The 13770-nt window shown below is 65.5% G+C and carries 11 protein-coding genes and 1 pseudogene; 5 read left to right on the top strand and 7 right to left on the bottom strand.

Going from position 1 to position 13770, the window contains the following annotated elements:
* Positions 1-280 precede the first annotated feature (280 nt).
* Positions 281-862 carry an XRE family transcriptional regulator gene (locus tag ACIBNA_RS37905; protein WP_399169837.1) on the top strand — a complete coding sequence of 194 codons (582 nt, stop codon included), beginning with the start codon at positions 281-283 and terminating at the stop codon, positions 860-862.
* 1444 nt (positions 863-2306) lie between these two features.
* Here the strand turns inward: ACIBNA_RS37905 and ACIBNA_RS37900 are convergent.
* The 7 genes from ACIBNA_RS37900 to ACIBNA_RS37870 all read right to left on the bottom strand — a co-directional run bounded on the left by ACIBNA_RS37900 (position 2307) and on the right by ACIBNA_RS37870 (position 9016).
* Complete coding sequence (locus tag ACIBNA_RS37900; RefSeq protein WP_399169778.1) at positions 2307-2657, bottom strand: HNH endonuclease signature motif containing protein; 351 nt, start codon at positions 2655-2657, stop codon at positions 2307-2309.
* A gap of 433 nt (positions 2658-3090) precedes the next feature.
* Positions 3091-3846: a hypothetical protein gene (locus tag ACIBNA_RS37895; RefSeq protein ID WP_399169777.1), complete on the bottom strand. Its 756-nt coding sequence runs from the start codon at positions 3844-3846 to the stop codon at positions 3091-3093.
* A 543-nt stretch (positions 3847-4389) separates the two neighbouring features.
* On the bottom strand, positions 4390-5826 hold the full coding sequence (locus ACIBNA_RS37890) for a phage/plasmid primase, P4 family (RefSeq protein ID WP_399169775.1): 1437 nt from the start codon (positions 5824-5826) through the stop codon (positions 4390-4392).
* Positions 5819-6259 carry a hypothetical protein gene (locus tag ACIBNA_RS37885; RefSeq protein ID WP_399169774.1) on the bottom strand — a complete coding sequence of 147 codons (441 nt, stop codon included), beginning with the start codon at positions 6257-6259 and terminating at the stop codon, positions 5819-5821. The genes ACIBNA_RS37890 and ACIBNA_RS37885 overlap by 8 nt, the downstream gene beginning before the upstream one ends.
* A 27-nt stretch (positions 6260-6286) precedes the next feature.
* Complete coding sequence (locus tag ACIBNA_RS37880) at positions 6287-6475, bottom strand: hypothetical protein (RefSeq protein WP_399169771.1); 189 nt, start codon at positions 6473-6475, stop codon at positions 6287-6289.
* Between the two features lie 422 nt (positions 6476-6897).
* Positions 6898-7206, bottom strand: coding sequence for a hypothetical protein (locus tag ACIBNA_RS37875; RefSeq protein ID WP_399169769.1), 309 nt, complete (start codon positions 7204-7206; stop codon positions 6898-6900).
* Positions 7207-7333: 127 nt separating this feature from the next.
* Positions 7334-9016 carry a recombinase family protein gene (locus ACIBNA_RS37870; RefSeq protein ID WP_399169768.1) on the bottom strand — a complete coding sequence of 561 codons (1683 nt, stop codon included), beginning with the start codon at positions 9014-9016 and terminating at the stop codon, positions 7334-7336.
* A gap of 97 nt (positions 9017-9113) precedes the next feature.
* On the opposite strand from ACIBNA_RS37870, the pseudogene ACIBNA_RS37865 reads away from it, so the two are divergent.
* The 4 genes and pseudogenes from ACIBNA_RS37865 to ACIBNA_RS37850 all read left to right on the top strand — a co-directional run.
* A pseudogene (locus ACIBNA_RS37865) lies at positions 9114-10118 on the top strand (low temperature requirement protein A); the annotation flags it as partial.
* Between the two features lie 138 nt (positions 10119-10256).
* Complete coding sequence (locus tag ACIBNA_RS37860) at positions 10257-11297, top strand: P1 family peptidase (RefSeq protein WP_399169766.1); 1041 nt, start codon at positions 10257-10259, stop codon at positions 11295-11297.
* A gap of 165 nt (positions 11298-11462) precedes the next feature.
* Positions 11463-12680 (top strand): Ig-like domain-containing protein, encoded by a 1218-nt coding sequence (locus ACIBNA_RS37855; RefSeq protein WP_399169765.1) that lies wholly within the window; start codon positions 11463-11465, stop codon positions 12678-12680.
* 179 nt (positions 12681-12859) lie between these two features.
* A complete protein-coding gene (locus ACIBNA_RS37850) occupies positions 12860-13606 on the top strand; it encodes a DUF6227 family protein (protein ID WP_399169764.1) in 747 nt (248 codons plus the stop codon).
* Positions 13607-13770: the final 164 nt, after the last annotated feature.

Here is a 13770-nt window from a genome sequence, read left to right as displayed (position 1 = left end):
TGACCCCGCCGCGAGGACGTTTCTCCCGCCGCACTGGGGACAGTTGGGACGTCAGCGGACTAGGGTCTAAGAAGGCCCAAAAGGACAGCGCAAGGGGGTTGACACTTTGAACAGTGCGCTGAGATCCGCGCTGGAAGATGCAAACTTGACACCTCGTCAGCTTGCATACCGGGTGGGGGTATCTACCAAGCAGGTGGAACGGTGGTTGAGCAACGGTGATCTCACACCACACGCAAGGAATCGAGCGGACGCCTGCCGAACGCTTGGAGTGAACGAAGAGATGCTGTGGCCTAAAGCTGTCCAGGAGCGCGTTAAGACGGGAAACGATCGGGAACTAGTTCACAGCTACCCGTACCGGTCTGCGTGTCCGTCTACGGTCTGGACGGAACTCGTTGAATCAGCGAGCGACGAAATGTTCCTCGCTGGATACACGAACTATTTCTTCTGGACGCAGGTACCGCACTTCGCTGACACACTGCGGCGCAAGGCTGAATCCGGGTGCCGGATTCGCTTCCTGCTCGGCGACCCTGAGTGCGAAGTCACCCGACAGCGCGAGGAAATCGAGGATGTGGCGCTTTCGGTTTCAACGCGTATCCGCATCACGCTGGAGCATCTCGAAAGGCTCGGGCCGCTGGAGGGTCTAGAAACGCGATTCTCTGACCCGCTGGACGCAATCAACCATGTGAGCCTTTCTGTGTTCCGTTTCGACAGCGAGGCACTCGTCACGCCGCATCTGGCGCGTTTGGTTGGCCATGATTCACCGCTGCTGCACCTGCGCCGCCGGGACAGCGGAGGCATGTTCGACCGATTTACGGACCACGCGGAGGAGCTGTGGGGGCGAGCAGTCCCAGCGCGACCGTAGGAACGCAGAATGCCCCGCCCCCGGGCCATTGCGGCTCAGGATCGGGGCTCTGACTGTGTGGCAGCGAGTGCGGACCGGATGCGCTGTGCTCGCGCCTGGCCGATGCTCAGATGCGACTGAAGTGCACGCAGGCTCGGCGCCTTGCCCGTAGTGCTGCGCACCTCAGCGGCGAATGCACGGGCGGATTCAAGTAGCGGGTCAGGCTTCGCCGCTGGCTTCGGCTGAGGTGCATTCGGCGGAAGCGCTACAGGGGCCTCTGCGGGTCGCTCAGGCTTCACAGGCTCCGGGGTCACCGGCGAGGGCTCAGGGACGCCCACAGGGGCGCTCAAGGCCTTCACGCGCCAGAGAACCAGCGGGGCTATCGCACTGACAGCAACGACCAGGGGCACGCTCACAGGCAGCAGGCCAGCGGATACGAGGTGCGCCAGTGCATTCGTGCTGATGAGTGCGCAGACAACAGCGGGTACATCGCGCCGAACAGCGAAGCTTCGCAGGGCATAGACGTCGAGTGCGGCCGGAATGCATCCCGCTGTGAACTCACCGAACCCGACTGCACGCGCTAGCTGAAACTCGGCACTGGCCGTTGCAATCAGGGCAGCGAGCAGCGCGAGTGCGCCGAGTAGATCTCTGGGCTTGGTCATCTGACGCTCTTTCAGGTATGGGAATGCCCCCGACTCCAGCGAGGGAATCGAGGGCACTTGGTATGCGGTTGGTCAGAACCGGTACGCCACACCGCCCGTGAGGGCTACGCGCACCCTGGCTTTCAGCGGCAGTGCGCGCCACTTATCCCATGTGATCGGCGAGTAGTCAGCGAGCCATTCGGCGTACTGCGCGGACGGTAGATCAGCGACATAGGCCAGCGGATGAACCTGGGGCGCTTCCCGATTCGGTTCGGTCGAGTTTCGCGCTGCTATTGCTCGGCGACGTGCGCTCATTCGGGCCACCCTGGCAGCGCATAGCCTGCGGCGCTCAGCGAGCCGGGAGTGAGTAGAAGCGTCTCGGAGATTCGGCGAACTTCGGTTAGCTGCGCTGCGTTCACATTGGTTCCCAGCGACTCAAGTTCGACCAGCAGTGCGACCATTCCAATGCATGCGTCATCCCACAGATTCGCGCTGGGTCCCTTCCAGAGCGATGACCAGCGGGCGATCATGTCGTCAGTCCACCCCTCCGCGCGGGCAGGTGGGACAGGCACGGGCAGGGCGCACTCAGCGGGTAGGATCGTGCGAGCAATTCCGGGGCGCGAACGGCCACGGCGTAGGTTCTCGATGTTGGCCACTGTGAGTGACATCCTTTCGGTAGCAATGGGTGACTGGAACGAGGTTTTTGAACACGCGCCGAATTTTCGCCCGAGCACACTCCTGAGCGCCCTCCCCCGCGCTAAATCTCCCCGTAGGGGTCGGGTGCACCCCGCAGGGGGTGGGGGCACTGTGAGTAGTCGCCAGCGTCAATGGCCGAACGATTCGCGCGCTGTCTTCCGTGAGTGACACGGCTTGCACAGTGCCTGCCAGTTGGTTGGGTCATCCCAGCGCGGACCCTGTAGACCTAGCCCGTCGACGTGGTCTGTCTCTGTGGCAGCGGGACGCAATGGTGCGGGAATGGCAGCGCATTTGGCTGACTGGCATAGCGCGTGGTCACGCAGATGCGCCTTACTCAGGTGGCTCCAGCGGGCACGGCGCGATGACCCAGCGGAGTAGCTATCCCGGTAGCGCTGACCCTTGGCACTGCTGCGAGCGTGCGCCTGGCATTTCCCGCTGTAGGTCAAGCAGGGGCAGCCAGCGACGGGGCATGTCTGCATGGCTCCCTGGTGCTTTGCTGGCTTCGGCCCTGGGTCGCAGGGCTCATGGGCTACGGCTACGCCCTCAGGTGGCTCTGTGGTGGCCTCAGGGGGCTGCGTAAGCGTTCCTGGGGTGATCCCTCGCCAGTCGCCATCAGCGGGCACCACCAGGCCAGTGGACAGCAGCGCAATGGGCCCGTCGAACTCCTCGCCGGCTGAGCGCGTCGCGCCCTCGTAGACGAACTGTCGGCCAAATGCGACCCGTAGTCGGATCACGAGCGTCTCCGCTGGCGCTTTAGCCGAGACCATTCATAGGTATGTACTAGGCAGCGATCAGCGCCATCTGTCTGTACCTCGCAGCGCGGATGCTTGCAGATTCCTGTCATGTGTTGCCTTCCCAAGGGGCCTGAGCACGTACGAAAGTTGGTATGTGCTCAGGCCCCGATTGAGCGAACTAGGACAGCTTGGTGCGCCGGTAGCTTCGCGCGGCTATCCCTGCCTTGCGCAGGTGCACCAGAGCCAGCGCGGTACGGCCAGCAGCAGCGCGCTTAGGTTCGCCAGATGCAGCAGCGGAACGGAACACCTGATCCTTGACCAGGGCCTTGATCGCGTCGGCCATGTCAGACTCAACGCCACGCGAGGACAGATACATGTCCAGCCATGCGCCATCCGCCACCAGGGCGCCCGCAGCGTCACCACGCTGGGCAATTCCCTTGATTCGGTCGGCAAGTTGACTCGGCGAAACTCCGTCCAGAATCATCCGCACGTCAGCGCGAGCAGCCATATCGGCACCAGCAGGCATAGCCGGACGCGCAGCGAGGTAGAGATCAGCCTCAGCCACAGTGAGCTTGTCCTCAGCGGCGTCGAGAGCGGCAGTCACCTCGCTGTCCGCCTTGCTGATCTCCTCGTTCGCGAGCCGCTCACGCCCAGCAGGAAACATGGTGTCGTTCGCTCGATGCCCAGCAGCCATAGCCGTTGCTACGTCGACCTTGCCAAGAGTCGCCTTGATGTCACTCGCGGCGCTGCTAAGCAGCGAACGGACGTCAGCGGGAACTTCGATGCTGATGTTCGCAGCCTTGCTGAAGTCGCCGATCAGTGACTCAGTGGTGGAGCTAATACGGGCGATGGATTCCGCCACCAAGTCACGGTCGTTGATGCTGACAACAGTGGTGCTGCCGTCGGGGTTCTGCTGAATCATGGGCTCAGTCATTTTCGGTGGTTTCCTTTCGAGCGCCGATTGGCGCATGTGTTTTGGGTGCAGTGGCGCGCTGAACGGCGGCCCAGCGCTGTAGTTGGTCAGGTCAGCGGGATTAGCGTCGGCCCTTCCACCAGGGCAGGATTAGGCCGGTCACGCGTCCGTCGCTCACGCGGTATCCAGCGCGCTCAAGGCAGGTTCCCAGCGCACGAAACGGGATGGTCTCGCGTCCCACGCCAGTCAGCCAGCCATTCACGGCGGCATACACCAGCCCTAGAGTCGTCCAGCCTTCAGCTTCGTCGACAGTGACAGCGCGGAGGGCGTCATAGACAGCAGATGTGCGTGCGGGGCTGACTGCGGAAGTAGGCGCGTCAGCGCTCATGATGAATTCCTTTCAGCGGGTGAGGGGGTGAGGGTGATTGAGCCTGCTTCCCAGGACTTTCTAAGCCATGGGTTTGTTTCTAGAGATGTTTGAAATCAGCCTCACCTCACCTCACCTCCTCACCTTCGCTGGTCAGAGACTTGCAGCCCGTTGCAAAGCGGGTGAGTCGGGTGAGGTCAGTCAGCGGCGAAGATTCCCGGGCCGTTCCGCTCCTGCTCGCTGGTCTTGCGGATGCCCACCAGAACGGCCTTTCCCTTTGCTCCGCGCTGGCTGGTCACCTCTCCGCCCGAACGTTCCTGAATGGCCTTGCTCAGCGTGGAACTCTGCCGGTACGGGTCGACCCCTTCAGCATCTGCCCAGCCCTGGTAATCCGTCCATACCTCGCTGAGGAACACCCGCTTACCGGGGTCCAGCACATAGGCGCCAGGGAAGAACCCTGCGAGTGTGTCTGACTCGTCTTTGTAGGCGCTCACGGCCTGCTTCACGCTGTCAGGATCGGCAAGTCCCTCGCTGAACCAGCGCATTGCACCGCGCACCAGCCAGGCGAGAATGCCGGGGTATTCGGCCTCAAGCGTCTCGTGCAGGTTGTAGTCACGCTCAGCCGGCGCAAAGTACCTCTTGAACGGAATCAGCTTGATACGGCGCCAGGTGCCGGTGTCCTGCTCACGCACGGTTGGCTTGTAGTTCGTGGCCAGCAGGATGAGTGCCTGAGGGTTGAACGAATACGGGTCACGGTACTTCGGATTGACGTTCATCTCTTCGCCGCCGGTCGCATTCTTGATCGCTGCGGAGTCGAGTACGGCGCTGCGGTTTGTCTCGCTGGCCAACGCAAGGCGCGCGCCTACGAGTAGCTCTGTGTCCGGCCCACCTCGCGCCTTTCCGCTGACCGTGAACGCATCAAACGGCACTGTCGCAGCATGGTCGCCCAGGATCTTGCGCAACACAGTCAACAGAACTGACTTGCCGTTAGATCCAGCGCCGTACAGCACAGCGAAACACTGCTCGCTGGTCCGGCCGGTAATGCCGTAGCCAAGTAGCCGCTGAATGTATGCGGGCATGTCCGGGTCATCGGGGAAGATTTCCTCAACGAACCGTTCCCAGCGTGGGCATTCGGCGCCCGGATCGTATGGCACCGTTGCTGCGCGCGTTATCCGCTGCTCGGGGTCACCGTCGGCGAGAATTCCTGTGCGCAGGTTCACCACGCCATTGGGCACGGCGAGTAGATCCGGGTTCGCGTCCCATTCCCCGCTGAATCGCGTCTCAGGCAGCCCCTTCAGCATGTCCACCACGGCGTCACGGCGCGTCTTACTGCCCAGGTATTGGCTGCGCCGCTGGTCCTTTTCGCCGCGCCTTAGGTCTCGCAGCATGGTTTGCACCTCAGCGGTCACGCCGAATCCGTCATGGTCGACCATCCAGCGGTGATCGTCGCGCGGGAAGTACGCCCATCCTCGCTGCTTGCTGAAGGCCAAGTTTCCGCCAAAGCGGTTGTTCAGCGCGTGAATTGCCAGATCATCATCGGCCATGCTTCCGACGTCATCCGCGCTGGGCGAACTCTGCTGGGCGAGTAGGGCCGCTAGTGCTGCCTGTAGGTCAAGGCTGCTGATGTCAGTCATTAAGGCTCACCCCAGCCTTTCGGAGCACCGTTGCGATGCTGTCGAGTTCGCTGCGCAGATTCTGCTTGACCCGCTTTTCGCGCGCTGTCCAAGGGCTCATGCGTTCGTACTCCACGCTGAGGCGCCGGTAGCGATTCCGCAGCACGTGCAACTGCCCGTAGACATACTCAAGTTGCCAGTTGATTTCGTCAGCCGGCTCGCACAGTACGTACCCCGGCGTGGTCCTGGTGTCGCGCGGGTCAACTACCTGATGGCGCTTTGCCACAGAGTCAGCGCAGTGCGCCGTGCGGTGACCGAGAACGGCGCCGTGGGAGTGCTGCATTCGGCAGTAGGGGCAGGTGATTTGGCGCGACTCACCAGCCTTGCGGCCGTTCGGGTAGAAGTCCTCGACCAGCGTTGCGGCTACGCGCGGCTGATAGCGGTCTAGGTCCATGTTTCCTCCGTGTCGGCGGGGATGCCCTCAGCGGGCGGTGTAGGTGCGGATGGTCGGTATCGACAGGCCCGTGTGTGCCCGGATTTCCTCCTGAGTGAGTACGGCCTTTGCGCTGGGCATGAGGGCGCGCAACTCGGCGTCAGCGCTGGCAAGTTCCTCGCGCAGTCGCTTTCGTCGGGCGCCTACTGCTCGTACCTGCGCTGTGACGTCGTCCATGGGGTGTACCTCCTAAAGGGACGTGGTTCAGTCAGCAGGGCAGCAAAAAACCCCGGTCGTTGTGACCGAGGTTTGATGCGTCCCCGCCGACAGGGGGAAATCTGTGTGGGGCGCCGTTCGCTCCCTGTGCTGTATAGATAGCGAGTCGGTTACCAGCGCCCTCGCCCTCAGGGGGAAGCACTGTTCGCTGCCCTATGCCATGTAGATAGCGAGTCGGTTGCCACCGAGGAACGAACCAGGGCAACTCCGGCCGGGCATAGAGCCGCAAAGTCGGGCATACTAGGTGTCCATTATTTGGACAACGGGCATTTCCGACAGTGGGCAGCCGTCGGCGGTGGGTGTCCGTCTGCGGCACGCAAAGAGCCCCGCCCGACCACAGGGGTCGAACGGGGCTGAGAGGCTGTCAGATGGGCACTCAGGGGCTATGCGGCCAGTTGCTCAGGGAACCCGCACAGTGCAGCCTGAACGGCTTCTAGTCTCGCTATTCGCTGCTGGGTGTAGGCCGACCTATCTCCGGCCGTCTGCGCGTCGTACAGCGCATCCAATCGCTGACTGGTCTGGCGCCATTCCAACTCGCGCTCCCACGCTGCGTCTGCCGCATCCTGCTCAGCGAGGAACTGTCTAGCCGCCTCGCTGAGTCCGCGTGCAGCCCAGCGGATACCAAAGACGTTGCGGTGTTCGTCGTCGTGGCCGGTGGGCAGGGTGCAAGGCTGCGAATTCTTGCCGATCATGGGTCGCTGGTCGAATCCGGGCTGTCTGTCTCCGCAAGTTCCGTACACTGGAGTCTCCTCGGCTGAGGACACCAGCCCGGTCTACTCGCCAAAGTCCGGCCGGGCTGGTGCCAATTGTTTTCGCTGACTAGGCCGCAGTCGTCTTACGGCGCGCTGCCCATGCGTCCCATGCCGCTTCTACGGCCGGATTCGCGCTGTCGTCGTGCCAGTCCGGTTCCAGCCGATCGAGAATCGGTGTCCTGTCTCCCACGCCCTTGGGTGGCAGCAGAGAGACGCTCTTAGCCGCTGCTTGCAGTAGGGCGCGCTGCCCCTCGATTCCGGCGCCGTGCCAAAGGTCAGCCAGCGCGAACGGATCCATCAGCGGTGTCAGGTCTGCCTCTTGCGACAGTTCGGCCAGTTCCACCTTCAGCCCAGCAATCTGCGCGGACAACTCAGCGCGTAGTGACTCGTACTGAGCCTCAGCCATGCCGCCACCGATGAAGAACTCTTTCTGTAGACGCAGTTCGCGTGTTGCCGCATTGTCCAGCGCTGCGCTTACGGCACGCTTGCGTGATTCCTTGGCCGGATCGTTGTACGACAGCCAGCGTCGGGCAATTGCGTGAATGGTCGGCGATTCCGGCGACAGACTGAGAATGTGGTTAACCCACAGAACTCCAATGGCTTCGTCAGCGCGCTCACGCAGGGTGGCAAACCCCTTACACACAGACGGACCCTGGTTGATACGGGCAACGCATCGGTAATTGCGCCCCCCGTTGCCTGCCGGACCCTTACAGAAGGGGCAACGGAGGGTGCCTGTGAGAATCGTTGCTGCCTTGCGAATCCCACGCGTTCGGTCGCCAATCGTTGTACCGGGCCGGCTGCGCGCTGCGAACTTAGCCAGAATGGCCTCACGCTCGGCGAAGCTGATTACGCCCTGCCCGCATTCGATCGGGTGCCCATCCGGTCCCATCAGCGGGTTGCCGCCACGGCGCCATGTGTCCAGCGGGTTGCCGAACTCATCCTTAGTGCGCTCACGATCAGGGATGAGTGCAGCCCAACTAGGCGACTGAGCAAGGTGAATAATCGTCTGCGCACGCCACTGCTTACCCTTACGCGTCTTGATTCGCTCGCTGTTGAGTTTCTCAGCGATTGCCGCTGGTGTGTCGCCGTTCAGCAGTGCCTCAGCGATACGCCGGGCGGTCGGGTATTCAGCGGGGTCATGCTCCAGCTTTCCGGTACCGCGCGGGCAACGTAGGCCATACGGCAGCGTTCCCCCGGGCCAGCGCCCCTCAGCCTTGTGTGCGTCCCCGCCTCCCTTTGTGCGCAGCGCGATGTCTGCGGCCTCTTCGCGGGCACGCTCGCTGAGGAATGCGATAACAATGCGGGCACCACGTAGGGCACTGTCGAGCCCCTCGGTCACGGTGGCGAGTCGGGCAGAGCGCTTATCGAATTCGTCCAGCAGCAGACCAACAGCGCCCATGCCCCGTCGGCTCAGCCGGTCGAGCTTCCACACGTACAGCGTCTTACTGCGCCCCTCAAGAACAGCGGCAGTGGCTTTCTCGAACTCCTCTCGACGGACGTGAGCTTTGCTCGCGCTGCGCTGCTCGAACCAGACGCGCCGGATGCTGATGCCGTCAGCCTTGGCTGCTCGGCAGACGTCACGCACGTGTGCCCGCAGCGTGGCCAAGTCGTCGCGCTTCTTACTGCGCCTGATGTACGCCTCTGCCAAGTCGGCAGGGCCACCGGTCGGCGCGTCCCAGAGTCCCAGCGTCCGAAGTTCGTCGTCGTCGAATCCCAGCGCGCGCAGGGTGGCGAGGTCGTCTCGTTCCATCGTTCGTCCATCCGCCGTAGGTCGTTTGCCCCTGGCGGTAGCGAGTCGGGTACTTTTCGCACCGTTTCCGCAGGTCAGAGGCAGTGTTGTAGCGATGGCTCACGGGTGGGCGTGGATGAACTTCACGTGGTTCGCCTCGGCGTACGACAACGACGACGTGCTCTACCGGGTCGTCACGCTGGTGCAGATCGCCGGTGTGCTGGTCCTCGCGGCGGGGGTCTCGCGGGCGTTCGAGGAGCACGAGTTCTTCGTGGTCTGGCTGGGCTACCTGATCATGCGGCTCGCCTTGGCGGCGCAGTGGCTGCGGGCGGCCCGCTCCAGCGAGGGCCCGGAGCGGACGACGGCCCTGCGCTACGCCGGTGGGGTGCTGCTGTGCCAGGTCGGCTGGCTGGGGCTGCTGTTCCTGCCCGAGGGTGCCCGGCCCTGGTGGTTCCTGGTGATGGCGCTGCTGGAGATGTGCGTGCCGCCGTGGGCGGAGAAGGACCACCCCACGTCCTGGCATCCGCGCCATATCGCGGAGCGGTACGGGCTGTTCACCATCATCGTGCTCGGCGAGACGATCGCCGCGGCCACGGTCGCCGTGAAGTCCGGCGTCGACGAGAACGACGCGCTGGGCGAGCTCCTCCCCATCGCGGCGGGCGGGCTGCTGGTCATCTTCGCCGCGTGGTGGATCTACTTCGTGGTGCCCATCCACGACCATCTGCGGTCCAACCGGCAGGCGTTCCTGTGGGGCTACGGCCACTATCTGGTCTTCGCCTCGGCGGCCGCGATCGGGGCCGGGCTGGAGGTGGCGGTGGAACAGACGGTCGGCAAGGCGCACGTCTCCACGCTGGCGGCGTCGGCCGCCGTGACCCTGCCGACGGCCCTGTACCTGCTGGCCTTGTGGGCCCTGCACTCGCGCCACTTCAAGTCGGGCATCGCCCAGCAGTTGGTGCTGCCGACGACGGCGCTGCTGGTGATCTGCTGCACGTTCCTCGGCGACTGGGCGGTGCTCGCGGCGGGCGTGGTCTGCGCGCTGTCTGTGGTGGCGGGAGAGACCCTGGCCATGCGCAGGGCGACCCGGGCCGCCCGGGTCGCGGGGCCGACAGCGTGGGCCGGGTGACGGTGCCGGCGAGGTCCCGCTGCCTTTCGGGCCGGGCGGGCTGACGGCGCCGACCGGCTGGATACGCCCGCGGAGGAGGGGTACGCCCGCGGGGAAGAGTACGCCCGCGGGGCCGGCGTCTGGACGAGACTGGGCGCCATGAAAGTTGACGCTCTGGTGGACGCTCTGACGGATGTCTCCGGCCTGCGCGTGGGGCACGCGACACGCGCCGGCGACGGCTGGCTCACCGGCACCACGGTGGTGCTGGCCCCGGAGGGCGGGGCGGTGGCCGCCGTGGACGTGCGGGGCGGTGGTCCCGGCACCAAGGAGACGGACGCGCTCGATCCGCGCAACGTGGTGCGGAAGGTCGAGGCGATCGTGCTGACCGGCGGCAGCGCGTACGGGCTCGACGCGGCTTCGGGAGTGATGGCCTGGCTGGAGGAACGGGGGCGCGGTATCCGTGTCGGGGCGGACGCGGCGCATGTCGTGCCGGTGGTGCCCGCCGCCTGTGTCTTCGATCTGGGGCGGGGCGGCGACTTCCGGGCCCGGCCGGACGCGGCCACCGGCCGTGCGGCGGTCGAGGCGGCCGCGGCGAGCGGGCTCGGCGCACCGGTGCCCGAGGGATGTGTGGGCGCCGGCACGGGGGCGGTGGTCGGGGTGGTGAAGGGCGGCGTCGGCGGCGCGAGCACCGTGCTCGGCTCGGGGATCACGGTGGCCGCGCTGGTGGTGGCCAACGCGGCGGGGTCGGTGCTGGATCCGGAGACGGGGGTGCTGTACGGGGAGTTGTTCCAGGGGCGGGTGGAGTATCCGGAGGCGCGGGTGCACGAGGCCGCGCAGCGGCGCCTCGCCGAGACGGCCGCGCGGAGCGCGCCTCCGCCGCTCAACACCACGCTCGCGGTGGTCGCCACGGACGCGGACCTGTCGAAGGCGCAGGCGCAGAAGCTGGCCGGTACGGCACACGACGGCATCGCCCGCGCGGTGCGGCCGGTGCACCTCCTCAACGACGGGGACACGGTGTTCGCGCTGGCGACCGGAGACCGTGCCCTGGACGCCGCGAACCCGCTCGCGCTCAACGAGATCCTCGCCGCGGGCGCGGACGTCGTGACCCGGGCGATCGTGCGGGCCGTGCGCTCCGCGGAGCCGGTCGACGGTGCGGGCGGGGCATGGCCGTCGTACGGGGAGTTGTACGCGGGCCGCTGAGCAGGCCTGCGGCGCACCGCGAACCCACAGCGGGACCGGACTTTGTCGCGGTTCTGTCACGTGACGGCGTTCACCGCGCACGGACGGAACCCGACCGCCTGCCCGGTCCCTCTTCCCTCACGTACTGGAGCGGACCACGCACATCACACGAACTGGGAGCAGCCCGTGACAACGCCGGACATTGCAGCGCGGCGCAAACTGGGGGCATGTGCCGCCCTGATGGTCGGCGCCCTGACGCTCACCGCCTGCGGTGGCAGCGCCAACGCCAAGGACGACGCCAAGGGTGGCGACGACTCGGCGAAGACGTCCGTCGCGAAGATCGCCATCTCGGCGAAGGACGGTTCGACCGACGCCTCCATCAACTCGACCGGTGTGAAGGTCAGCGACGGGAAGCTGACCGACGTGAAGATGACGGTGGCGGGCAGCGATCAGGCCGTACCGGGCTCGATCTCCTCCGACGGCAAGGCCTGGAAGCCGAAAGAGCAGCTGGAGCGCGGCACGAAGTACCAGATATCGGCGACCGCGAAGGACACGAAGGGCCGTACGGCCGCCGCGAACTCCATCTTCACGACGGTCACCTCGGCGAACAGCTTCATCGGCACGTACACGCCGGACAACGGCACCACGGTCGGTGTGGGCATGCCGGTGTCGTTCACCTTCGACAAGGCCATCACGAACCGCAAGGACGTGCAGTCGCACATCACGGTCACGTCCAGCAGCGGGCAGAAGGTGGTCGGGCACTGGTTCGGCTCGCAGCGGCTCGACTTCCGGCCCGAGGAGTACTGGAAGGCCGGCTCCAAGGTCACGATGAAGATCGACCTGGACGGGGTCGAGGGCACGAACGGCGTCTACGGCGTGCAGAAGAAGACGGTCACCTTCACCGTCGGGCGCTCGCAGGTCTCCACGGTCGACGTCAACACGCAGACCATGACGGTCGTGCGGGACGGCAAGGCCGTCAAGACGATCCCGATCTCGGCGGGCAGCCCGGAACACACCACGTACAACGGGCAGATGGTGATCTCCGAGAAGTTCGTGCAGACCCGGATGAACAGCCGGACGGTCGGACTCGGCGGTGAGTACGACATCCCGGACGTGCCGCACGCGATGCGACTGACGACGTCGGGCACGTTCATCCACGGCAACTACTGGTACAACAAGGGCAATCCGCCCTTCGGTCGCCAGGGCACCAGCCACGGCTGCGTCGGCCTCGCGGACGTCCAGGGCGCCGGGGGCAGTACGCCCGCCAAGTGGTTCTACGACAACTCGCTCATCGGGGACGTGGTGGTCGTCAAGAACTCCCCCGACAAGACGGTGGCGCCGGACAACGGGCTCAACGGCTGGAACATGGCGTGGAGCCAGTGGGTCGCGGGCAGCGCCGCGTAAGCGGATGAACGACCTCCCCTACTGGGGTTTTTGACGGACCGACCGGGCCGCGCGGGAACTTTTCGCGCGGCCCGTGCGTTTTCCTGGACGTACGTTTTCTCGGTTCCCGGACATGATGTCCGGTCGAGGGGCTACCGTATGCACCCACAAGGTGACATGCAGCAACGCCGGGAGAAACCTTGAGCGTTCCGTACGAGACGGCAGCGTACGAACCCCACGACTCGCCCGAGTCTCCGGAGGAGCACCTCGCGCGACTCCTCGGCCGCGCCCTGAACTCCTTCGAGCTGCCGGACGAGACGATAAGACGGCTGGACTGCGCGCTGGCGCACGACAGTTCGCTGCACTCCGCGCACCACAGCGCGGGCCTGCACCGGGAGACGTACCGGCACGCGTGGCTGCTCGCCGACGGTTCGGCGCTCACGCTCTGGGAGCTCGTCCACAACACCGCACCGGGCAGCGAGCCGCAGCACGAGGTGTACGTCGACGAGGAGGAGCTGCGGGCGGCCACGGCACGTCTGCCGCTGCCGCCGGACACGCCTGACTTCGAGCTGCCGGTGACGGTGCAGCTGTCCCCGGTCCCCGCGCCCCGGCACGCCTACGCCGGGGACGACTCGGCGGACCACGCGCGGCGTTTACTGCGCCGCGCGGAGAACGCGGACCGGCCGGGCGACGAAACGGCGGCCCTGCTGGCCACGGCGTCCGGCCACCAGATCACCCAGGCCTTCGGCCGCCCCTGCCGCGCGGGCCGGGCAGGGCTGGGCTACTCGCTCTACGAGCACGCGTTCCTGCTGCGCGACGGCGCGGAGGTCTCCCTCTGGGAGGTCGAGCACACGGCGACGCCGGACGGGCGGCACATGTGCGAGGTGTACGCCAGCGAGGACGCGGCGCGCGAGGCGATGGAGCGGCGGGCGGCGCGGCTGTCCTAGGGTCTGTCGTTTGGATCAGGTCGCAGGGAAGCGACTGTTCTGCTCGGTGCCGGCGAGCGGGGTCTGGTGCGTGATCCAAACGACAGGCCCTAGTTGTATTGACCCGCAGGGTTGTTCACGCGGGTGATGGGTGGTTGACCTTCGAGTGCGGTGTGGCAGCGGTG

This window comes from Streptomyces sp. NPDC050164 (assembly GCF_044459945.1).
Classification (GTDB): Bacteria; Actinomycetota; Actinomycetes; order Streptomycetales; family Streptomycetaceae; genus Streptomyces; species Streptomyces coeruleorubidus_A.
The sequence above is the reverse complement of the archived record's forward strand: the minus strand, read 5'-3'. Positions and strand labels throughout refer to the sequence as shown.

What these genes read in the sequence shown, in the direction of transcription:
- ACIBNA_RS37885 (WP_399169774.1), bottom strand. Translation starts at nt 6,259, where the DNA reads ATGGACCTAGACCGCTATCAGCCGCGCGTAGCCGCAACGCTGGTCGAG.
- ACIBNA_RS37880 (WP_399169771.1), bottom strand. Translation starts at nt 6,475, where the DNA reads ATGGACGACGTCACAGCGCAGGTACGAGCAGTAGGCGCCCGACGAAAG.
- ACIBNA_RS37870 (WP_399169768.1), bottom strand. Translation starts at nt 9,016, where the DNA reads ATGGAACGAGACGACCTCGCCACCCTGCGCGCGCTGGGATTCGACGAC.
- ACIBNA_RS37895 (WP_399169777.1), bottom strand. Translation starts at nt 3,846, where the DNA reads ATGACTGAGCCCATGATTCAGCAGAACCCCGACGGCAGCACCACTGTT.
- ACIBNA_RS37875 (WP_399169769.1), bottom strand. Translation starts at nt 7,206, where the DNA reads ATGATCGGCAAGAATTCGCAGCCTTGCACCCTGCCCACCGGCCACGAC.
- ACIBNA_RS37860 (WP_399169766.1), top strand. Translation starts at nt 10,257, where the DNA reads ATGAAAGTTGACGCTCTGGTGGACGCTCTGACGGATGTCTCCGGCCTG.
- ACIBNA_RS37900 (WP_399169778.1), bottom strand. Translation starts at nt 2,657, where the DNA reads ATGCAGACATGCCCCGTCGCTGGCTGCCCCTGCTTGACCTACAGCGGG.
- ACIBNA_RS37905 (WP_399169837.1), top strand. Translation starts at nt 281, where the DNA reads ATGCTGTGGCCTAAAGCTGTCCAGGAGCGCGTTAAGACGGGAAACGAT.
- ACIBNA_RS37890 (WP_399169775.1), bottom strand. Translation starts at nt 5,826, where the DNA reads ATGACTGACATCAGCAGCCTTGACCTACAGGCAGCACTAGCGGCCCTA.